This is a genomic window from Curvibacter sp. Hmag1.1 (assembly GCF_059769165.1).
The window spans coordinates 2,021,202-2,040,925 of the sequence record NZ_JBMBGX010000002.1; the positions used below are offsets into that span (position 1 = coordinate 2,021,202).

20 protein-coding genes are annotated in these 19,724 nt (G+C 56.4%); 14 read left to right on the top strand and 6 right to left on the bottom strand.

Annotated elements, in window-relative coordinates; all coding sequences use genetic code 11:
- Nucleotides 1-29: 29 nt before the first annotated feature.
- Both minD and minE read left to right on the top strand, forming a co-directional pair.
- Nucleotides 30-845 carry a septum site-determining protein MinD gene (gene minD / locus ACOAP0_RS10200; protein WP_498376308.1) on the top strand — a complete coding sequence of 272 codons (816 nt, stop codon included), beginning with the start codon at nucleotides 30-32 and terminating at the stop codon, nucleotides 843-845.
- Nucleotides 846-849: 4 nt separating this feature from the next.
- A complete protein-coding gene (gene minE / locus ACOAP0_RS10205) occupies nucleotides 850-1,110 on the top strand; it encodes a cell division topological specificity factor MinE (protein WP_087495717.1) in 261 nt (86 codons plus the stop codon).
- On the opposite strand, the gene ACOAP0_RS10210 is transcribed toward minE, so the two are convergent.
- Both ACOAP0_RS10210 and ACOAP0_RS10215 read right to left on the bottom strand, forming a co-directional pair.
- Entirely contained in the window at nucleotides 1,107-1,862 is a 756-nt protein-coding gene (locus ACOAP0_RS10210; protein ID WP_498376309.1) for an NRDE family protein, read from the bottom strand. The two genes, minE and ACOAP0_RS10210, sit on opposite strands and share 4 nt — an antisense overlap.
- 9 nt (nucleotides 1,863-1,871) lie before the next feature.
- Nucleotides 1,872-2,336, bottom strand: coding sequence for an Lrp/AsnC family transcriptional regulator (locus ACOAP0_RS10215; protein WP_087495719.1), 465 nt, complete (start codon nucleotides 2,334-2,336; stop codon nucleotides 1,872-1,874).
- A 243-nt stretch (nucleotides 2,337-2,579) separates the two neighbouring features.
- Between ACOAP0_RS10215 and ACOAP0_RS10220 the strand changes: the two genes are divergently transcribed.
- A complete protein-coding gene (locus ACOAP0_RS10220) occupies nucleotides 2,580-3,065 on the top strand; it encodes a HugZ family pyridoxamine 5'-phosphate oxidase (protein WP_498376310.1) in 486 nt (161 codons plus the stop codon).
- Here ACOAP0_RS10220 and ACOAP0_RS10225 read toward each other — a convergent pair.
- Complete coding sequence (locus ACOAP0_RS10225) at nucleotides 3,062-3,766, bottom strand: glutamine amidotransferase-related protein (RefSeq protein ID WP_498376311.1); 705 nt, start codon at nucleotides 3,764-3,766, stop codon at nucleotides 3,062-3,064. The genes ACOAP0_RS10220 and ACOAP0_RS10225 overlap by 4 nt on opposite strands.
- 246 nt (nucleotides 3,767-4,012) lie before the next feature.
- Here ACOAP0_RS10225 and ACOAP0_RS10230 point away from each other — a divergent pair, with 246 nt between their 5' ends.
- Both ACOAP0_RS10230 and infA read left to right on the top strand, forming a co-directional pair.
- Nucleotides 4,013-4,231 (top strand): hypothetical protein, encoded by a 219-nt coding sequence (locus ACOAP0_RS10230; RefSeq protein ID WP_498376312.1) that lies wholly within the window; start codon nucleotides 4,013-4,015, stop codon nucleotides 4,229-4,231.
- A 23-nt stretch (nucleotides 4,232-4,254) separates the two neighbouring features.
- Nucleotides 4,255-4,503, top strand: a complete 249-nt coding sequence (gene infA / locus ACOAP0_RS10235) for a translation initiation factor IF-1 (RefSeq protein WP_087495722.1) — start codon at nucleotides 4,255-4,257, stop codon at nucleotides 4,501-4,503.
- Between the two features lie 258 nt (nucleotides 4,504-4,761).
- On the opposite strand, the gene ACOAP0_RS10240 is transcribed toward infA, so the two are convergent.
- The gene (locus tag ACOAP0_RS10240) at nucleotides 4,762-6,303 is read right to left on the bottom strand and encodes a methyl-accepting chemotaxis protein (RefSeq protein ID WP_498391398.1); all 1,542 of its coding nucleotides are present in this window, start codon (nucleotides 6,301-6,303) and stop codon (nucleotides 4,762-4,764) included.
- 151 nt (nucleotides 6,304-6,454) lie between these two features.
- Nucleotides 6,455-8,179 (bottom strand): IlvD/Edd family dehydratase, encoded by a 1,725-nt coding sequence (locus tag ACOAP0_RS10245; protein ID WP_087495724.1) that lies wholly within the window; start codon nucleotides 8,177-8,179, stop codon nucleotides 6,455-6,457.
- A 137-nt stretch (nucleotides 8,180-8,316) separates the two neighbouring features.
- Here ACOAP0_RS10245 and ACOAP0_RS10250 point away from each other — a divergent pair, with 137 nt between their 5' ends.
- Nucleotides 8,317-9,093 (top strand): SDR family NAD(P)-dependent oxidoreductase, encoded by a 777-nt coding sequence (locus ACOAP0_RS10250; protein WP_498376315.1) that lies wholly within the window; start codon nucleotides 8,317-8,319, stop codon nucleotides 9,091-9,093.
- Nucleotides 9,094-9,111: 18 nt separating this feature from the next.
- Here the strand turns inward: ACOAP0_RS10250 and ACOAP0_RS10255 are convergent, their stop codons facing one another.
- Nucleotides 9,112-10,083: a LysR family transcriptional regulator gene (locus ACOAP0_RS10255; protein WP_087495726.1), complete on the bottom strand. Its 972-nt coding sequence runs from the start codon at nucleotides 10,081-10,083 to the stop codon at nucleotides 9,112-9,114.
- A gap of 194 nt (nucleotides 10,084-10,277) precedes the next feature.
- Between ACOAP0_RS10255 and chvE (ACOAP0_RS10260) the strand changes: the two genes are divergently transcribed.
- The 8 genes from chvE (ACOAP0_RS10260) (at nucleotide 10,278) to ACOAP0_RS10295 (ending at nucleotide 19,723) form a co-directional block, all read left to right on the top strand.
- Nucleotides 10,278-11,306: a multiple monosaccharide ABC transporter substrate-binding protein gene (gene chvE, locus ACOAP0_RS10260; protein ID WP_481874338.1), complete on the top strand. Its 1,029-nt coding sequence runs from the start codon at nucleotides 10,278-10,280 to the stop codon at nucleotides 11,304-11,306.
- Nucleotides 11,307-11,393: 87 nt separating this feature from the next.
- A complete protein-coding gene (gene mmsA, locus ACOAP0_RS10265; protein WP_087495728.1) occupies nucleotides 11,394-12,926 on the top strand; it encodes a multiple monosaccharide ABC transporter ATP-binding protein in 1,533 nt (510 codons plus the stop codon).
- Between the two features lies 1 nt (nucleotide 12,927).
- Nucleotides 12,928-14,121 carry a multiple monosaccharide ABC transporter permease gene (mmsB, locus tag ACOAP0_RS10270; RefSeq protein WP_498376317.1) on the top strand — a complete coding sequence of 398 codons (1,194 nt, stop codon included), beginning with the start codon at nucleotides 12,928-12,930 and terminating at the stop codon, nucleotides 14,119-14,121.
- Nucleotides 14,122-14,130: 9 nt separating this feature from the next.
- On the top strand, nucleotides 14,131-15,060 hold the full coding sequence (locus ACOAP0_RS10275) for a dihydrodipicolinate synthase family protein (RefSeq protein ID WP_498376318.1): 930 nt from the start codon (nucleotides 14,131-14,133) through the stop codon (nucleotides 15,058-15,060).
- A 32-nt stretch (nucleotides 15,061-15,092) separates the two neighbouring features.
- The gene (locus tag ACOAP0_RS10280) at nucleotides 15,093-16,253 is read left to right on the top strand and encodes a Gfo/Idh/MocA family protein (RefSeq protein ID WP_498376319.1); all 1,161 of its coding nucleotides are present in this window, start codon (nucleotides 15,093-15,095) and stop codon (nucleotides 16,251-16,253) included.
- Between the two features lie 16 nt (nucleotides 16,254-16,269).
- Nucleotides 16,270-17,709, top strand: coding sequence for an aldehyde dehydrogenase family protein (locus ACOAP0_RS10285; RefSeq protein ID WP_498376320.1), 1,440 nt, complete (start codon nucleotides 16,270-16,272; stop codon nucleotides 17,707-17,709).
- 17 nt (nucleotides 17,710-17,726) lie between these two features.
- Nucleotides 17,727-18,791 (top strand): multiple monosaccharide ABC transporter substrate-binding protein, encoded by a 1,065-nt coding sequence (gene chvE, locus ACOAP0_RS10290; RefSeq protein WP_498376321.1) that lies wholly within the window; start codon nucleotides 17,727-17,729, stop codon nucleotides 18,789-18,791.
- A gap of 125 nt (nucleotides 18,792-18,916) precedes the next feature.
- Nucleotides 18,917-19,723, top strand: coding sequence for a TIGR00266 family protein (locus ACOAP0_RS10295; protein WP_498376322.1), 807 nt, complete (start codon nucleotides 18,917-18,919; stop codon nucleotides 19,721-19,723).
- Nucleotide 19,724 lies beyond the last annotated feature (1 nt).

Here is a 19,724-nt window from a genome sequence, read left to right on the forward strand (position 1 = left end):
TTCACTTCTTTTTGAAGGACCTGCTTCACATGGCCAAGATCATTGTTGTTACATCGGGCAAAGGCGGGGTTGGCAAAACGACAACCAGCGCTAGTTTTGCAACAGGGTTGGCATTGCGTGGACACAAAACCGCTGTCATTGACTTTGATGTGGGTTTGCGCAATCTGGACCTGATCATGGGCTGTGAGCGTCGTGTCGTCTATGACCTGATCAATGTGATTCAGGGCGAAGCCAACCTGAATCAGGCACTGATCAAGGATAAGCAATGCGATAACTTGTACATCCTTGCTGCTTCACAAACACGCGACAAAGATGCGCTCACGCAGGAAGGCGTGGAGCGGGTGCTGAATGACCTGTCGTCCATGGACTTCGAGTACATCGTGTGCGACTCGCCTGCTGGTATTGAGACCGGCGCACTGATGGCAATGCATTTCGCTGACGAAGCCCTGGTGGTCACCAATCCGGAGGTCTCATCCGAGCGCGATTCAGACCGCATTCTCGGAATGCTGTCGAGCAAGACCAAGCGTGCGATGGAAGGTACAACGCCGATCAAGGAGCATTTGCTCATCACACGTTACAACCCGGCACGCGTAGACCAAGGGCAGATGCTGTCCCTAGAAGATATTCAGGATATCTTGCGCATACCGTTGATTGGTGTGATACCTGAAAGTGAATCTGTTTTGCAAGCATCGAACCAGGGCGTTCCTGCTGTACACATGCAAGGCAGCGATGTATCTGAAGCCTATAAAGACGTGATCGATCGCTTTTTGGGTGCTGAAAAGCCCATGCGATTTACCGAGGCTCCCAAACAAGGTTTGCTGAAGCGCCTGTTCGGAGGGAAATGAGGCTATGTCATTCCTTTCATTTCTGATCGGCGAGAAAAAGAAGACAGCAAGTGTTGCAAAGGAACGGTTGCAAATCATCCTGGCCCATGAACGCAGTGGCCGGAATGCAGCGGAACCTGACTATCTGCCCGATCTGCAACGGGATCTGGTTGCTGTCATCAGCAAGTACATCAAGATCAATCCTGACGATATCAAAGTCAACCTGGAACGTCAGGACAACCTGGAAGTGCTGGAAGTCAAAATTGAGCTACCTGACGCGCGTTAAGCGCTGATAGGAAACTGCAAATTTGTTTGACCCTGCAATCCTCGTTCATTGAACGTACGTTCTTGGAATGAGATAGCAGCAGGGTCAATCTGCACAAGACTGCTAGCCCGTGTTCCATATCCGGGCATTTTGATAAAGACAGCAGACAGCTGGTGTTCGATGTGTTGCGGGACACCGGTTGAGGGGCAGGTGTTCAAACTTGCAAGGCGACTATCGCTCAGTAAAGCAAAGTAATCTTCTTCAGAAACGCTTTTCGTTTCTCGAAGATGTGAAAGTTTGCTCTTAGTAGCCACCAACTTGGGCCAGGGTGTGTCAAATCCAGCATTCGACACGCCCGAAATGCCCGGCAACATGGTCAGAATCTGACCCGTATGGCTTTCAAAGCCAGCCAAAGTTTCACCGTCGAATACCAACAAGTTGAACGCGTTGTAAGCATCAGCTTGTGTCGAAAGTTCGTTGATATATTCTTCGGCATCAAGCGCAGCAGACAAGAATTGAGTAACCAATTCACCCCGGCTTCTTGCCTGTGAATTGGGTGCTTTGCCGCTCCTGAAATTGGTGACCGCTGCCATTTTGCCTTTGCGACTGCAGCCCAACCAAGTACCGAGTGCTTCCTGGTCTTTTCCTGCGTAGATGTTGGAATCAGGCCATGCATGCAAGGGAAGAGTAGGCCGTTGGTACGCTTCATCACGATTACTCAAAAGAAGCAACTTTTTGGATTCCGGATCCCAGTCCCAGACGATGAGGCACATTGAAACACCTTAGACCAAGGGAAGTGCGGTTCTATCGATCACACGACGCAGCACAAAGCTGGAGTGAACACCTGTGACCCCTTCAATCCGGGTGAGCTTGTTCAATAACAAGGTCTGGTAATGATCCATGTCTTTAACTGCAACTTTGATTTGATAGTCCGCATCCTGGCCAGTGATGAGCAGGCATTCAAGCACTTCAGGCAATACGCCAACGCTGGCTTCAAAGTTGGCAAATCGTTCCGGCGTATGTCTGTCCATGGAGATGTGGACCAAAGCGATCAAAGACAGACCCAGCTTTTTGGCATCCAACATGGCGCGATAACCCGTAATCAAGCCGGATTCTTCAAGCGCCCGGACCCTACGCAGGCAGGGCGAGGGAGACAAACCAATGCGATCTGCCAAATCCTGGTTGGCAATCCGGCCGTCTACTTGAAGGATTTCCAGAATTTGCTGATCTATGCGATCTATTTCCATAATCTATCTATAAAACATAAATTTATAAAATATTATGCCAAATATATAGAGAAATAGAGCAACTTCGCAATCTAATGCTTGCTCAACCGCCATACACTTCTTCTCAGGGTTGAATCACAGCCTCACTTATTGCGGGACTCACAAGGAACCGGTTCACTGCAGGTTTTACCAAAGCCTCTACCTTTAACGCCCTTGCTATTCAACCGATAGCGGGGCGTTTTTGATGGCGGGTACGATCACTGCATGAGCGAGACCACAAATTTTCATTCAGTGATTTCAAAACTGCTGGGTGAACAACGCATCGCCACTTTGGCAACTGTTGACGATGACGGACTTCCCCACGCGTCCTTGGTTCCCTTTGCGCTGTTACGTGAGCAGGCATCCCTGTTGATTCATGTGAGCGCACTGGCGCCACACTTTGGCTATCTGAAGCGCCAATTACAGGCAGCAGTTTTGATTTCAAAGCCAGAAACAGCAGGTGAACAAGTTCACGCGCTGCCAAGAGTGTCAATTCAAGCCGATATTGAATTCATTGACAGACAAAGTCCTGACTACGCTCCAGCACGCGATGCATATGTTCAACGTTTCCCTGAAGCGGGATTCATGACCGATTTGCAGGACTTTGCTTTTGTCAAAATCAAGCCACTTTCAGGCCGGGTTGTTGCCGGATTTGGTGCCGCCAGAAAGCTTGACCAAGCAAGCCTGCAGGCAGCTATTGAGACCAGTTAGTTGCTTTCGACGAAAGCGACCATGACTTTGGCAAAGTCTGCGCCCTCGTGTCCGTATTGCAGACTTTCCATGCTGGACGCGTAGTGCTCGTCACCCAGAAGCGCGCGACGTTTGTTCAAAAGATAGGCGCTGTAATCTTCTACAAACTCGGGATGCGGTTGAATGCACAGGACTTCTTTGCCCTTGGAGTAGGCAGCGATAGGGCATCGGTCACTGCTCGCAAGCAGTCGTGCGCCTTCGGGTAACTCCAAGACCTGGTCCTGGTGGCTGGCCAACAAAGCGAAACCATCACGGTTGTTGTCTACGAGATCTTCTGCGTGCCACTGGTACGTGTTGCGACCTGTCACCCAGCCTTGAGGTGCACGCCCCACTTTGGCGCCCATGCACAGAGCGATCAACTGATGGCCGAAACACACACCCAACAACTTGATGTCGGTGGACAACAGCTCGGTGACCCTACGCCGGAGCTCTACCACCCAAGGCTCATCTGAGAAGGAGTCTGCTTTGCTGCCCGTAAGAAGCACAGCGTCGTAATCTGCAAAGTTCGCCGGATATTCACCGTGCGGTGTGCTGAAACGATTCATTGTCCAATCGGCAGCCCCGGCATCACGAAGGACTTTCTCCAGCATGGCACCGTAATTGCCGTACACCGGGATCAAGGCTTCGTCAATGGTGTCGTTGTCCAGAATGCAGAGTTTCATGCTTTGAATATTCCCGAGTTTCACTAAGAAAACCACACCCTGTAGAGGCAAAACAGGGCGTGAAGTTCCGGTTTCAGTGCTCCATGCTACATTAGCGAGTCGCCAAAAAGCGATTGGCAGTGTCTGAGCCTCGTGCAAAAACACAATTCTCCCGACTGTGGAGGTTCCAATCCAGCGCCTATTCGGCTTCTAGAGCGACTCCCAATACCTACCGGTAGCTGCAGACGGATAACAAGTCCACTTCCTTTGCAGTTGGCGCGTTTGTATATTTATAAATTCAGAACCAAAATTAGTTTGACGATTTACACACAGTTCAACTTGGCAAATAGCGCATTGCCGGCTGCACTGGTGGGACGCGCACAAATATTGAATTTTGGTGGCGATTTTTCAACGCTTGTTGCGCTGGCGGAATCTGCAAACGCACAAGTTTTTTACCGGACACAAGCTCGAACCGGCTCCTGGTAATTCATAGGTTCAGAGGAAGTTTTATGGCAAAAGAAGATCTGATTGAAATGATGGGCGTGGTTAACGAAGTGTTGCCTGACACCCGTTTCCGCGTCACCTTGGACAATGGTCACCAGCTGATCGCCTATTCGGCAGGCAAGATGCGCAAGAACCACATCCGCATTCTGGCGGGTGACCGTGTTTCCCTGGAGTTGTCTCCCTATGACCTGAGCAAGGGTCGTATCAACTTCCGTCACATCGAAGGCCGCGGCCCGATGACCCCACGTCGCTGATCAGCAACTTGGACACAGGCCGGTGGTCGTCTGATGGCGGGCACCTGCCACGAATAGCTTTACTCCGCTGATCATTCTTGGCGGAAAAATACATGGGTTTGGGTTCGTGTTGGAATTACCAACACCTGCGGGGTGCAACGCTACCGTGGATAAATCCTAGCCCTATGAGGTAAAAGCAAGCAGTCTAAATTGCTATAAATTTAATAGCTGCTCGCGCATACTGCACGGGCGCCAGACCCCGATTAGAGCTGATTCTGCTCACAGCTTGAAGGTTGCCACCACCTGCACCAGATCATTGGCCTGACTCTTCAGGCTGCTGGCAGCTGCTGCCATCTCTTCCACCAAGGCGGCGTTCTGTTGCGTAGCCTGATCCATCTGGGTGACTGCTTCTCCAACCTGAGAGACACCGGCACTCTGTTCTGAGCTGGCGGCGCTGATTTCTCCCATGATGTCCGTCACCCGGCGGATGCTGCTGACCACTTCGGTCATGGTTTCACCGGCTTTGTCTACCAGACTACTGCCTTGCTCTACCCGCTCTACGCTGGCGTTGATCAGGGTTTTGATTTCTTTGGCAGCTTCGGCAGAGCGTCCTGCCAGCGACCGGACTTCAGAGGCTACGACTGCAAAGCCTCGGCCTTGCTCTCCGGCCCGGGCGGCCTCAACGGCGGCGTTCAGGGCCAGGATGTTGGTCTGGAAGGCAATTCCGTCAATGACGCTGATGATGTCTGCGATCTTGCGGCTGGATTCGTTGATGCCTTTCATGGTCTCCACGACTTGGCCGACAACTTCTCCACCTTGAATAGCCACGGTAGAGGCATTCATGGCCAGTTGATTGGCTTGACGGGCGGAGTCGGCGTTTTGTTTGACGGTGGAGCCGAGTTCTTCCATGGACGCTGCGGTTTCTTCCAGAGCGCTGGCTTGTTGTTCGGTGCGGGCGGAGAGGTCGTTGTTGCCTTGGGCGATTTCGGCGCTGGCGGTGGCTACGGATTCGGAGCCCGAGCGCACCTGGGAGACCACGCTGGCCAGCTTGTTTTGCATCCGCTGCAAAGCCGCCAACAGTTGGCCGGTTTCGTTGGCCGAGTCCACTTTGATGGTCTTGGACAAGTCACCATCAGCGATGTTGTCTGCCAGATCGATCACCGTCGATATCGGCCCGGTAACTGACTTGGTCACCCACAGGGTGGCAAAAACCGCAGCGATTGCACCAAGCAACAGTGCCGTGAGCATGGAGGCACGCGCTGTATTGAAGCTCTTTTCCGTTTTGCTACTGGCGAACGTGGCACCAGACTGGTTGTACTCAGAGATTTTTTTGGTAGTGACAATGATTTTGTCAAACAAGACCTTTGCATCGCCTTCCAATAGCTTGCGAGCAGGAAACTTTTCACGTTTGGTCGACATGTCGATCAGTTGCACGTGCAATGCCTGATACGCTTTCCAGTCGGTTTCCAGCGCATCAAACAAGGTTTTCTCGTCGGGCTCGTTAACCAATTTGCCGTATTCCTGCCGTGGGGCCTCGACGGTGGCTACTGCTTGCGAAGCCAGCTTTTCTATGCGTTCCATGGCGCCTTCGTCGGTGTTGAGTACATGCTGACTTTCCCATGCCCGCAAATCCGCCAGGCCCGCTTTCAGGTCGCCTACGAGGCCCACACTGGGTAACCAATTGGTGGTGATAGCGGTGGTGTCATTGCGCATGGCTTGCATCTGCGAGATTGCAAGCACCACAACGGCGACCAGCAATGCGGTCAGGCCGCCCATCACCGCCATCAGACGCGTGGAAATCTTCATGTCTTTGATATTCATGGCCTGTCTCCTTATGGTTGTATCGGGGCCAAATCCAGCTGCTACCGACGCTTATGGGGCGGAAAATAGCATGCTTCGCAACGACGAAAAAGGCCCATAACAACGGTATTTCCGTCGCTATGGGCCTTAAAGGCTTCAAACAGTACGCAACTTAGTGGGAGTCGCGTGGAACGGCTGCGCCGCTTCCACCCACCAAAAAGTCGAGATCGGCACCCAAGTGCGCTTGTTGAACCGTCTCGACGTATAGCTTGTACCAACCGCGTTTTGGTTTCTCAGGCGCTTGCCATGCAGCAAGACGACGAGCCAACTCTTCGTCGGAAATCTCCAAGTGCAACTTGCGTTCCGGCACGTTCAATTCAATGATGTCGCCGTTTTGTACGACCGCCAAAGGGCCGCCCGCCGCCGCTTCAGGAGAGGTATGCAGTACTGTGGTGCCGTAGGCAGTTCCGCTCATACGCGCATCCGAGATGCGGACCATGTCGGTAATGCCTTTTTTGAGCACCTTGGGGGGCAGCGGCATATTGCCAACTTCCGCCATGCCGGGGTAGCCGCGGGGACCACAGTTTTTGAGCACCATGACGCTGTTCTCGTCGATGTCCAGATCCGGATCGTCAATGCGGGCGTGGAAATCCTCAATGGATTCGAACACCACTGCCGGGCCGCGGTGTTGCAGCAAATGCTTGGAAGCGGCAGAAGGCTTGATCACAGCGCCATTGGGAGCCAAATTGCCACGCACAACGGCAATGCCTGCGGCTGGCATGAACGGCTCTTCCACGGTCTTGATGACTTCGCGGTTGTAGCAAGGCGCGTTCTCGACGTTCTGGCGGATGGTTTTGCCGTTCACGGTCAAGGCGTCGCCATGCAGCATCGGCAGGATTTCACGCATGACGGCAGGCAAGCCACCGGCGTAGCAGAAGTCCTCCATCAGGTATTTGCCGGAAGGCTGCAGGTTCAGGATGTTGTTCACTTCTGAGCCGAGCTTGTCGAAATCTTCCAGTTTCAATTCCACACCAATACGGCCGGCTATCGCCAGCAGGTGGATCACGGCGTTGGTGGATCCACCGATCGCCGCATTGGTACGGATCGCATTTTCAAACGCCTGGCGGGTGAGGATCTGGGACATCTTGATGTCCTGTTTCACCATTTCGACAATACGGCGGCCGGTGAGCTGGGCCAAACGCTTGCGGCGGGTGTCGGCTGCCGGAATAGCGGCGTTTTCGGGCAGTGCCATACCCAAGGCTTCGACCATGCTGGCCATGGTGGAGGCGGTGCCCATCGTCATACAGGTACCGCTGGAGCGGTGCATATCGCTCTCGCAGGAAGAGAACTCTTCCATGGTCATTTCGCCGGCACGCACCATTTCTGACATTTGCCACACGCCGGTGCCTGAGCCCACATCTTTGCCACGGAACTTGCCGTTCAACATGGGGCCACCGGACAAGCCGATGGTGGGCAGATCGCAACTCGCCGCGCCCATCATCAGAGAAGGGGTGGTCTTGTCGCAGCCCATCAACAGCACAACGCCGTCGATGGGGTTGCCACGGATGCTTTCTTCGACATCCATCGATGCCAGGTTGCGAAACAGCATGGCGGTGGGACGCAGTTGGGTCTCACCGAGCGACATGACGGGAAATTCCAGCGGGAATCCGCCAGCCTCGTACACACCACGCTTTACAAACTCTGCCAATTCACGGAAGTGGCCGTTGCAAGGTGTCAGCTCACTCCAGGTGTTGCAAATGCCGATGATGGGACGACCATCCAACAGGTCGTGGGGATAGCCCTGATTTTTGAGCCAACTGCGATGCACAAAACCATCACGGTCTTGGCGGCCGAACCAGGCGTGGCTGCGGCGGAATGGGGGCTTTTCGGAATCCATGGGTTTGCCTCTTTATTCGTGGAGGCAGATGCCTCCGGTTCTTGACAGCAGGCATGGTACCAATGCACAGTGATAATAGAAAATGAATTTAGAGACAATTCATATATCTATATTGCAATCAAAACAGAGAAAAATACATGTCAGACAAAGCAAAACTCGCGCGCTATCCCAGCCTCGAAGGCAAAAACGTATTCATTACCGGTGGCGGAACTGGGATTGGTGCCTCCATCGTGACGGCATTTGCTGAGCAGGGTGCTCATGTGGCCTTCGTGGATGTTGCGGAAAACGAAAGCCGCCAGTTGGCAGAAGAACTGGTGGCCACCATCGGTGCAAAGGTTTGGTGGCGCACCTGTGATGTGCGCGATATCGCTGCCCTTCAGGCCGCGACTGCGGATGCTGCGCAAGCGCTCGGCGATTTCTCTGTGCTGGTGAACAACGTCGCCCGCGATGACCGGCACACCTTGGAATCTGTCACCCCTGAGTACTGGGATGAGCGCATGGCCGTCAACCAACGCCCAGCCTTCTTCGCCATCCAGGCGCTGGTGCCCGGCATGAAACGTTTGGGCGAGGGATCCATCGTCAATCTCGGCTCCACCGGGTGGCAAACCAAGGGCAGTGGCTACCCATGTTATGCCGTGGCGAAGTCTTCTGTGAACGGGCTCACGCGGGGCCTTGCGGACACACTGGGTGCAGACCGCATCCGCATCAATACGGTGTCGCCCGGCTGGGTGATGACTGAGCGCCAGATCAAGATGTGGCTGAACGCCGAAGGCGAGGCCGACATCCAACGCAACCAATGCCTGCCGGACAAGCTGAAGCCCTCCGACGTCGCCCGCATGGTCTTGTTCCTGGCTTCTGATGACGGAGCGATGTGTACCGCCCAGGAATTCAAGGTCGACGCGGGCTGGAACTAAGTCAATAGTCGTCGGTTTTCAGGCAGGAAGCGGATCTACGCTGAATGCCTTGCCATACACCGTCATGGCAGATGACTTCAACGCACGCAGCACCACTTCGGCCGCTGGCGACAGCAGCCTGTCCCGGCGGGTGATGAAGCCGAATGGCTCCATTTCGCAAGGCATGGCCACGGGCAGGATCGACATCAGGCCGTGGTTGGCGTAATAGCGCGCCACGTCCACTGCCATCACACTCACCATATCGCTCTGTTGCATCATTTTGCTGATGAACAGCAGCGCACTGGTTTCCACGCTGTTGGACGGCTGCTCCAAGCCCAGCTCCTGGATCATCAAGTCAAAGCGGTGCCGCAACATGCTGCCAGCCGGCGGCACGATCCATCCGTACTTGAAAACATCTTCCAGCGTCGGCTTGATTGCGGTCAGCAGCGGGTGGCCCGGACGCGCCACCGCACAGATCGGCTCTTCAGCGACCATTTCGTAGCGCAGTGCCGCCTTGTCGTGCTCAGGCGACAAGCGACCCACCAGGATGTCCAGACTGCCGCGGTTGAGCTTCTCAATCAATACGTTGCTCGGCTCGATCTGGATGGTGATTTGGAGATTCGGGTGCGCTTGCTTCACAGCAGCCACGGTGGGTGGGAGAAGTGCCAAGCCGGGTGCAGTGATGGAGCCGAGATTCACTTGCCCGAATTGCCCGTTCTTGGCCGCTTGCAATTCTTCATGGGCCTGGTTCAAGCTTGCCAGTGCAGCGCGGGCATGCCGGATCATGGTGTCGCCGTACCAGGTGGGACGCATACCGCGCGGCAAACGCTCGAACAAAGACACGCCCAACACGTCTTCCAGGTCCTTCAGCAGCTTGGAGGCGGCCGGTTGCGTCATGTTCAGCACCTGGGCGGCGCGGTGGATATTGCCTTCTTCAGCTAAGGCGACCAATAGCAAAAGTTGCCTGGTTTTGAGCCTTGCACGTAAGAACCAATGGGTGTAATTCGTCATTTAGGGTTAGCACCAATCTGCATTTGCATATCAAATAAGCCTCAAACTATATTGGAAATAAATCAATGTGGTAAGTAAGATTTGCCGCCTGAGCCGAAAAGGCGAGGACGTATCTGACAGAAGCAACTAAACACAGGAGACATTCCATGACAGCACGTAGAACCACCCTCAAGGTACTTGCAGTAAGCCTTGCAATGGGTCTGGCCTTCGGCACCACCGTAGCGCAAGCACAAGACAAAGGCCTGGTCGGCGTAGCCATGCCTACCAAGAGCTCTACCCGCTGGATCAGCGACGGCAACAGCATGGTTGCCGCTTTGGCAGCCAAAGGCTACAAAGCCGACCTGCAATACGCAGAAGACGACATCCCCAACCAGTTGGCCCAGATCGAAAACATGATCACCAAGGGTGCCAAGGTGCTGGTGATTGCCGCGATCGACGGTACCACCCTGACCAACGTGCTGCAGAAAGCCGCTGACAAGGGCATCAAGATCATTTCTTATGACCGCCTGATCGTCGGTTCCAAAAACGTGGACTACTACGCCACATTCGACAACTTCCAAGTTGGCGTGTTGCAAGCCCAGTCTCTGGAAAAGGCATTGGGTCTGAAAGAAGGCAAAGGCCCGTTCAACATCGAATTGTTCGGTGGCTCTGCCGATGACAACAACGCGTTCTTCTTCTATGACGGCGCCATGTCCGTGCTGGACCCGTACATCAAGTCCGGCAAGCTGGTGGTTCGCTCCAAGCAAACCGGCATGCAAAAAGTGGCAACCCTGCGTTGGGACGGCCAAGTGGCCCAAGCCCGTATGGAAAACTTGTTGAGCGCCTACTACGGCAAAGACAAGGTCCATGCCGTGTTGTCTCCGTATGACGGTCTTTCCATCGGCATCTTGTCTGCGCTCAAGGGCGTGGGCTACGGTGGCGCCGGTCAACCCATGCCTTTCGTGAGCGGCCAGGATGCGGAAGTGCCTTCCGTGAAGTCCATCATCCGCAAGGAACAGTACTCCACCATCTTCAAGGACACCCGCGAATTGGCCAAGGTTACTGCCAACATGGTGGACGCAGTCATGTCCGGCAAGCAGCCTGAAATCAACGACACCAAGACCTACAACAACAAGGTCAAGGTTGTTCCTTCCTACCTGCTCAAGCCTGTGGCTGTGGACTTGTCCAACTACAAGCAAGTGTTGGTTGGCAGCGGTTACATCAAAGAAGAGCAGCTGAAGTAATCTTTAGCGGCGATAAAGAGGCCCTGTGCCCCAAAGCACAGGGCTTTTTACATTCTTCTGGTTCAAGAGAACGATCGTTGAGGCACCATGGCTGAACCCATTTTAGAAATGCGTGGAATGCGCAAGACATTCCACGGCGTGACCGCCCTAAGCAATGTGAACCTCACAGTGCAAGAAGGCCAGATCCACGCCATCGTCGGCGAGAACGGCGCCGGCAAATCCACTCTGATGAAAGTGCTGAGCGGTGTCTACCCCTACGGCGACTACGAAGGCACCATCCGCTACCAGGGTGAAGAATGCCGGTTCCGCGGCATTCACGACAGTGAAGAAAAAGGCATCATCATCATCCACCAGGAGTTGGCTCTCGTGCCGCTGCTGTCAATCACCGAGAACATTTTTCTCGGTAACGAACAGGCCAAGGGTGGCGTGATTGACTGGAATACGTCTTACGTCAAAACGCAGGCCTTGCTGAAAAAAGTCGGCCTGAAAGAATCCCCCAACACCCTGATTACCAACTTGGGTGTCGGTAAACAACAGCTGATCGAGATTGCCAAAGCGCTGTCCAAAGAAGTCAAACTTCTGATCCTGGATGAGCCCACCGCCAGTCTGAACGAGACAGACAGCGATGCCTTGTTGGAGTTGCTGCTCGAGCTCAAGCGCCAGGGCATCTCCTGCATCCTGATTTCGCACAAACTCAACGAAATCTCCAAGGTGGCAGATGCCATCACAGTGCTGCGAGACGGCGCGACCGTGGCCTCACTGGATTGCCGTGCGGAACCGGTCAGTGAAGACCTGATCATCCGCCATATGGTCGGGCGTGAAATGGCAGATCGCTACCCCAAGCGCACGCCCAATGTGGGCGATACCGTGTTCGAAGTGCGGGACTGGGTGGTGCACCACGCCATTCACCCTGAGCGCAAAGTGATCAAGGGCGTCAACCTGCACGTCAAGCGTGGAGAGATTGTCGGCATTGCCGGCCTCATGGGCGCAGGACGTACCGAATTGGCCATGAGTATCTTCGGCCGTACCTATGGCCAGAACATCAGCGGCAAAGTGCTGCTCAACGGCAAAGAAGTCGATACCAGTACGGTACAAAAAGCCATCGACCAGGGTATTGCGTATGTCACCGAAGACCGCAAAGGTTACGGACTGGTACTGGATGAAACCATTGCCTGGAACACCACGCTGGCAAACCTGTCTGCTGTGTCTACCAAGACGGTGGTCGACGAAGGCAAAGAGTTCAGCGTCGCCCAGGACTTCCGCAAAAAGCTCAACATCCGCAGTCCCAATGTGTTTGCCCGCACCGTCAATTTGTCGGGTGGCAACCAGCAAAAAGTGGTGCTGAGCAAATGGCTGTTTTCCGAGCCTGAAGTGCTCATTCTGGATGAGCCCACCCGCGGCATCGACGTGGGAGCCAAGTATGAGATCTACACCATCATTGCGCAGCTCGCCGCTGAGGGGAAATGCGTGTTGATGATCTCCAGCGAGATGCCCGAGCTCTTGGGCATGTGCGACCGGATCTGTGTATTGAATGAAGGTGCTTTTGTGGCGGAATTTCCAGCCGCAGAAGCGACACAAGAAAAAATTATGCGTTCTATCGTGACGTCAGGAGTGAACTGAAATGGCAAGCACAACCCCGGAAACAAACGCCCCCACCTCGGGTGGCGGCATGGCTTTCTTGAAAAGCAACCTGCGCGAATACGGCCTGCTGATTTCACTGGTCATCATCATGGTGTTCTTCCAGGTCAAGACAGACGGCACCCTGTTTCAGCCGCTGAACCTGACCAACCTCATCCTGCAAAACAGCTACATCATCGTGATGGCGCTGGGCATGCTGCTCGTCATCGTGGCCGGCCACATTGATCTGTCGGTAGGCTCAGTGTGCGGCTTCGTTGGTGCGGTAGCGGCTGTGCTGATGGTCAACTACAACTGGCACTATGTGCCAGCCGCCATCGTGTGCCTGATTCTGGGTGGCGTCATCGGCGCGGCCCAAGGCTATTGGGTGGCGTTCTACAAGATCCCGTCCTTCATCGTGACGCTTGCCGGCATGCTGGTCTTCAAAGGCCTGGCGCTGGCGGTGCTGGAAGGCGCATCCGTGGGCCCTTTCCCGCCCGAGTTCCAGTTGCTGAGCACCGGCTTTATCCCTGATCCGTTTGCCGGCGAAACCTTGCGAGTTGCGACTCTGGTGATCGGCTTGCTGATTGCCTTGGTGATGCTCATCACCAAAGTGCGTGGCCGTGCAGACCGCGCCGCGCATGGCATGGAGAACGAGCCTGTTCTTTTCTTCGCGATTGCCAATCTCATTTTCATCGGCATGATCGTGGCCTTCAGCTACCAGCTGGCTTCGTACAAGGGCCTGCCCAATGTGTTGGTCGTCATGCTGCTGTTGATGCTGGCTTACGACTTCGTGGCTTCCCGCACAACCATCGGCCGCCGAATTTACGCACTGGGCGGTAACGAGAAAGCCGCAAAACTGTCAGGTATCCGCACAGAGCGCCTTACCTTCTACACCTTCATCAATATGGGTGTGTTGGCTGCGCTGGCCGGTCTGATTTTCGCTGCCCGCTTGAACACAGCCACTCCCAAAGCGGGTCTGGGTTTTGAGCTGGACGTGATTGCTGCCTGCTTTATCGGTGGCGCATCCGCCTCTGGTGGTGTGGGCAAGGTGCTGGGCGCAGTCATCGGCGCTTTCATCATGGGCGTCATGAACAACGGCATGTCCATCATGGGCATTGGTATCGATTACCAGCAGGTCATCAAGGGCCTGGTCTTGTTGGCAGCCGTCTGCTTCGACGTCTACAACAAAAACAAATAAGGACTCACCATGTATTCCGCATCCAACGCCCGCTACAAGGGTGTGTTTCCTGTCGTCCCTACGACCTTCAATGACGCCGGCGAACTGGACCTGGAAAGCCAGAAGCGCTGTGTCGACTTCATGATCGACGCCGGCTCTACCGGTCTGTGCATCCTGGCCAACTTCTCCGAGCAGTTTGTGTTGGCCGATGCTGAGCGCGAAGTGCTCACCAAAACCATACTCGCGCATGTGAATGGCCGGGTGCCGGTCATCGTGACCACCACCCATTTCAGCACCCAGGTCACCATTGCGCGCAGCGTGCAGGCCCAGCAGCTGGGTGCCTCCATGGTCATGGTCATGCCTCCGTATCACGGTGCCACTATCCGTGTACCGGAAGGCCAGATTTATGAATACTTCGCCCGCCTGTCGGATGCGATTGATATTCCCATCATGATCCAGGACGCGCCGGTCAGCGGCACGCCTCTGTCGGTGCCTTTCTTGGCCCGCATGGCGCAGGAAATCAAGCAGGTGTCGTACTTCAAGATCGAGACAGCGGGCGCGGCGTCCAAGCTGCGCGAGCTCATCCGCGTGGGTGGAGCCGCCATTGAAGGCCCGTGGGATGGTGAAGAAGCCATCACCCTCATGCCCGATCTGGACGCAGGTGCCACCGGTGCCATGACCGGCGGTGCCTACCCCGACGGAATCCGCAAGATTGTGGATGCCTATGCTGCCGGCCGTCGTGAAGAGGCGGCTGCCCACTACCAGCAGTGGCTGCCGCTCATTAACTATGAGAACCGCCAGGGCGGCATACTGACTGCCAAAGCCCTGATGAAGGAAGGTGGCGTCATCGCTTGCGAAGCCGGCCGTCACCCCTTCCCCGCCATGCATCCCGACACACGCGCCGGTCTGATTGACACGGCCAAGCGTCTGGACCCCATGGTGTTGCGTTGGGGCCGGTAAGCCCGTTCATCACCCGATAAGGATTCGCCACCATGTCAGAAAACACCGTCTTCCAACTCCTGGGTCGCCGCTTGCGACTGGCCGTGATCGGTGGTGGCCCCGGCTCCTTTATCGGCGCCATGCATCGCCAGGCCGCGCGCTTGGATGACCGGTACGAATTGGTGGCAGCAGCCCTTTCGTCCGATCCTGAACGATCCAAGTCCAGTGGCCAAAGCATCGGGGTACCCGCAGATCGTTGTTACGCAGATGGCACCACGTTGATCGAGGCGGAGGCCCGCCGCGCCGATGGCGCCGAAGTCGTGGCCATCATGACGCCCAATGACAGTCACTTCCGCTTTTCCATGCAGGCGCTGGAACATGGCATGGACGTCATTTGCGACAAGCCCATGACCAATACGCTGCAAGAAGCCGAGGCACTGCATGCGAAGGTGCAGAGCAGCGGTCGTGTGTTCTGCCTGACCCACAACTACACCGGCTACCCCATGGTGCGCCAAGCCAAGGCCATGGTGATGGAAGGTTTGTTGGGTGACATCCGTCTGGTGCAGGTGGAATACGTGCAAGGCGGCCGCGCCAAAGGCGGCCCCGGTCGCAAGGCCTGGAAAGAAGACCCTGCCCGTGGCGGTCCCTCGCTCGTGATGGGCGATATCGGCACCCACGCCCACAACCTGCTGCGCTTTATCACCGGGCTCGAAGTAGCAGAAGTGGCTGCCGATGTAGGCACCATAGTCCCCGACCGCATCACCCACGACTATGCCGGCGCCATGCTGCGCATGAGCAACGGTGCGCGTGGCAGCTTCTGGGTGACGCAGGCTGCAGCGGGTGTGGAAAACGGCCTGCGCATCCGCGTGAGTGGTTCGTTGGGCAGTGTGGAGTGGCATCAGGAACATCCGCAGGTGCTGCAATTCAAACCGCTGGACGCTCCCGCCCAAGTGCGCACCCCGAATGGCCAAGGCACCCTGCCATTGGCAGCCCGTGCTTCGCGCATTGTGGCGGGCCACCCGGAAGGTTTTCACGAGGCGTTTGCCAATCTGTATACCAATGCGGCAGACACCATCGCCGCGCAGCGCAGCGGTCACACGCCTGACCCGCTGAACCAATTTTTCCCGAATGCGACCGACGGCTTGCAAGGCATCCGCTTTGTTGCCGCCGCTATTCGTTCCAGCCGCCACAACGGCGCCTGGACCGCCGTTTAACCCACTACATCACACCATGACCACCCAACACAACAACCTGATCAATGGCGAATGGCTCGCCGGCACCGGTTACGCGCCTAACCTGAATCCCTCCAACCTGGCTGAGGTGGTGGGCGAATACGCCCAAGCCGATGTGAGCCAACTCAACGCTGCGGTAGCCGCTGCCCAAAAGGCCTTCCCGGCTTGGTCTACAGGTGGCATCCAGGCCCGCGCCGACGCGCTCGACAAAATCGGTAATGAGATCCTGGCTCGCAGAGAAGAGCTGGGCACCCTGCTCTCCCGCGAAGAGGGAAAGACACGCGCCGAAGGCATTGGCGAAGCGGCCCGTGCCGGCAACATCTTCAAGTTCTTTGCCGGTGAATGCCTGCGCCTGGCCGGTGAAACATTGCCCTCCGTGCGTCCCGGCATCGGGGTGGAAGTCACCCGTGAACCTTTGGGTGTGATCGGCCTCATCACCCCCTGGAACTTCCCCATCGCCATCCCTGCCTGGAAGATTGCACCTGCACTGGCCTATGGCAACTGCGTGGTGTTGAAGCCCGCAGACCTGGTGCCAGGCTGTGCCTGGGCGCTGGCCGACATCATCCACCGCAGCGGCATTCCTGCAGGTGTGTTCAACCTCGTCATGGGTTCGGGCCGAGTCATTGGCGACGCCTTGGTCAATCACCCCGGCATCACTGCGGTGAGCTTCACCGGCTCCGTGGGTGTGGGCCAGCGCATTGCCGCCGCCTGTGCCGGACACATGAAGAAAGTCCAGCTGGAAATGGGTGGCAAGAACCCCCAAGTCGTGCTGGACGATGCCGACCTGAATGTGGCGGTCGAGCTCAGCGTTCAAAGCGCCTTCTACTCCACCGGCCAGCGCTGCACCGCGTCCAGCCGCCTGATCGTGACCGACAAAATCTACCCCGCCTTCATCGAAGCCATGCAAAAGCGCATGGCCGCCATCAAGGTGGGTGACGCCTTGGCCGCTGGCATCGACATCGGCCCGGTGTCGTCCCAAGCGCAGCTGGAGCAGGACTTGTCGTATGTGGAAATCGGCAAGCTTGAGGGCGCCACGCTGCTCACCGGTGGCGAACGCCTCACGCGCGACACCGAGGGCTTTTACATGGCCCCGGCCCTGCTGGTGGACAGCACCCCGTCCATGCGTATCAACCGCGAAGAAATTTTCGGCCCGGTGGCCAGCGTGATCCGTGTGAAGGACTACGACGAAGCCTTGGCCGTCGCCAATGACACGCCCTTCGGCTTGTCTGCCGGCATTGCCACCACCAGCCTGAAGTACGCCACCCATTTCAAGCGCCACAGCCAGGCCGGCATGGTGATGGTGAACCTGCCCACCGCAGGGGTGGACTACCACGTGCCCTTCGGCGGACGCAAGGGCAGCAGCTACGGCTCCCGCGAGCAGGGCAAGTACGCTGCCGAGTTCTTCACCACGGTGAAGACGGCTTACACATTGGCATAAGTAGCAAGGCCTCACACATGCGCACCCTCCGACGGATCTTTTTGAGCAGTTTGTTGTTGGTGTCCATGCCGTGGGCCTATGCACAGAACAGCAAGGGCGGTGTGGGCATCCTGATGCCCACAGTCACTTCCCAGCGCTGGGTAGTAGATGGCCTGGCCATGGTGCGTGCCATGGACAAGTTGGGCTACCGCCCCGACCTCAAGTACGCCAACGACGACGTGGCTACCCAAGTGGCCCAGACGGAGGAAATGCTCAAGGCTGCTGACATGAAAGTGCTGGTCATCGGCGCCATTGACGGCACCAAGCTGGCCCCGGTGCTCAAGAAGGCCGCCGAGCGCAACATCAAGGTCGTCGCTTATGACCGCCTGATCCGCGACACGCCGCATGTGGACTACTACGCCACCTTTGACAACTTCCAGGTCGGCGTGCTGCAGGGTACCGACATCATCGAGCGGCTGGGTCTGGACAAGGGCAAAGGCCCGTTCACCATCGAGCTGTTCGCCGGTTCTCCGGACGACAACAACGCATATTTTTTCTACGACGGTGCCATGTCGGTGCTCAAGCCCTACATCGACAAAGGCAAGCTCGTCGTTGGCTCAGGCCAGATGGGTATGGAGAAGGTGTCCACCCTGCGTTGGAGCGGCTCGGTAGCCCGCGCCCGCCTGGTGCAGATCATGGACAAGCACTACACCAAGCAGCGCCTGGATGCCTTGCTCTCGCCTTATGACGGCATCAGCATGGAGCTGATTACTGCCATGAAAAAGGCCAACTACGGCCAGGGGGGCCAGCCCTTGCCGGTGGTCACCGGCCAGGACGCCGAGATGCCTACGGTGCGCTCCATCATCCGGGGCGAGCAAACCTCCACGGTGTTCAAGGACAACCGCGAGTTGGCCCAGGTCGTCACCACCATGGTGGACGCCATCCTCTCCGGCAAAAAGCCCGCCATCAACGACGAGAAGACCTACAACAACGGCCAGAAAGTCGTACCTGCCTTTTTGCTCAAACCCGCGGTGGTCGATATCAACAACTGGCGTGCCACGCTGGTGAACTCCGGCTACTACAAGGCCGACCAGTTCAAGTAATCACGCTCGGCCCCCTGCGCCCATAGCCCCCTCCTGCAGGGGGCTTTTTTATGCCTGTGCCATGCAGGCCTGATAAGGTTCGCAGTCCGGCCCGGAATGAGGGCCTTGCACACAGGAGAGCACACATGGCAATGGATGTAGTCGACTACGAAATTTTTGGTTCCGAGATGCAATACGTCGAAGTGGAACTCGACCCCGGTGAAGCCGCCATCGGCGAAGCCGGCGTGATGATGTACATGCAAGAAGGCATCACCATGGACACCATCTTTGGTGATGGTTCCCAGCAAGGCGGCTTCTTCGGCAAGCTCATGGGTGCAGGCAAGCGTCTGCTGACCGGCGAAGGCCTGTTCACGACGGTTTTCGAAAACAGCGGCTCCGGCAAGCAACGCGTGGCCTTTGCAGCACCCTACCCCGGCAAGATCGTGCCCATGGACCTGAGCAAGCTTGGTGGCACCATCATCTGCCAGAAAGATTCCTTCTTGTGCGCCGCCAAAGGCGTGGCGCTTGGCATTGCCTTCCAGAAAAAGCTGGGCGTGGGCCTGTTCGGCGGCGAAGGCTTCATCATGCAAAAGCTCGATGGCGACGGCATGGCTTTTGTGCACGCCGGCGGCACCCTGATGGAGCGCACTCTGGCGCCCGGTGAGACCCTGCGGGTCGACACCGGCTGTGTGGTGGCTTTTCAGCCCACCGTGGACTTTGACATCCAGTTCGTGGGCAAAGTGAAGTCCGCCATCTTCGGCGGTGAAGGTTTGTTCTTTGCCACCCTGCGCGGTCCGGGCAAGGTGTGGCTGCAAAGCCTGCCGCTGTCGCGCCTGGCCAACCGCATCATCCTTTCTGCACCCGCTGCAGGTGGCCGGTCTGCGGATCAAGGTTCCTTGTTGGGCGCGGGCGTGCTCGGCGGCCTGATTGGTGGCGGCAGCAACGACGACTGAG

Coding starts and splice junctions, on each gene's coding strand:
- ACOAP0_RS10280 (WP_498376319.1), top strand. CDS start 15,093: ATGTCAGAAAACACCGTCTTCCAACTCCTGGGTCGCCGCTTGCGACTG.
- ACOAP0_RS10215 (WP_087495719.1), bottom strand. CDS start 2,336: ATGGAAATAGATCGCATAGATCAGCAAATTCTGGAAATCCTTCAAGTA.
- mmsB (WP_498376317.1), top strand. CDS start 12,928: ATGGCAAGCACAACCCCGGAAACAAACGCCCCCACCTCGGGTGGCGGC.
- ACOAP0_RS10295 (WP_498376322.1), top strand. CDS start 18,917: ATGGCAATGGATGTAGTCGACTACGAAATTTTTGGTTCCGAGATGCAA.
- minE (WP_087495717.1), top strand. CDS start 850: ATGTCATTCCTTTCATTTCTGATCGGCGAGAAAAAGAAGACAGCAAGT.
- ACOAP0_RS10210 (WP_498376309.1), bottom strand. CDS start 1,862: ATGTGCCTCATCGTCTGGGACTGGGATCCGGAATCCAAAAAGTTGCTT.
- ACOAP0_RS10285 (WP_498376320.1), top strand. CDS start 16,270: ATGACCACCCAACACAACAACCTGATCAATGGCGAATGGCTCGCCGGC.
- mmsA (WP_087495728.1), top strand. CDS start 11,394: ATGGCTGAACCCATTTTAGAAATGCGTGGAATGCGCAAGACATTCCAC.
- minD (WP_498376308.1), top strand. CDS start 30: ATGGCCAAGATCATTGTTGTTACATCGGGCAAAGGCGGGGTTGGCAAA.
- infA (WP_087495722.1), top strand. CDS start 4,255: ATGGCAAAAGAAGATCTGATTGAAATGATGGGCGTGGTTAACGAAGTG.
- ACOAP0_RS10225 (WP_498376311.1), bottom strand. CDS start 3,766: ATGAAACTCTGCATTCTGGACAACGACACCATTGACGAAGCCTTGATC.
- ACOAP0_RS10240 (WP_498391398.1), bottom strand. CDS start 6,303: ATGAATATCAAAGACATGAAGATTTCCACGCGTCTGATGGCGGTGATG.
- ACOAP0_RS10275 (WP_498376318.1), top strand. CDS start 14,131: ATGTATTCCGCATCCAACGCCCGCTACAAGGGTGTGTTTCCTGTCGTC.
- chvE (WP_498376321.1), top strand. CDS start 17,727: ATGCGCACCCTCCGACGGATCTTTTTGAGCAGTTTGTTGTTGGTGTCC.
- ACOAP0_RS10220 (WP_498376310.1), top strand. CDS start 2,580: ATGAGCGAGACCACAAATTTTCATTCAGTGATTTCAAAACTGCTGGGT.
- ACOAP0_RS10245 (WP_087495724.1), bottom strand. CDS start 8,179: ATGGATTCCGAAAAGCCCCCATTCCGCCGCAGCCACGCCTGGTTCGGC.
- ACOAP0_RS10255 (WP_087495726.1), bottom strand. CDS start 10,083: ATGACGAATTACACCCATTGGTTCTTACGTGCAAGGCTCAAAACCAGG.
- chvE (WP_481874338.1), top strand. CDS start 10,278: ATGGGTCTGGCCTTCGGCACCACCGTAGCGCAAGCACAAGACAAAGGC.
- ACOAP0_RS10250 (WP_498376315.1), top strand. CDS start 8,317: ATGTCAGACAAAGCAAAACTCGCGCGCTATCCCAGCCTCGAAGGCAAA.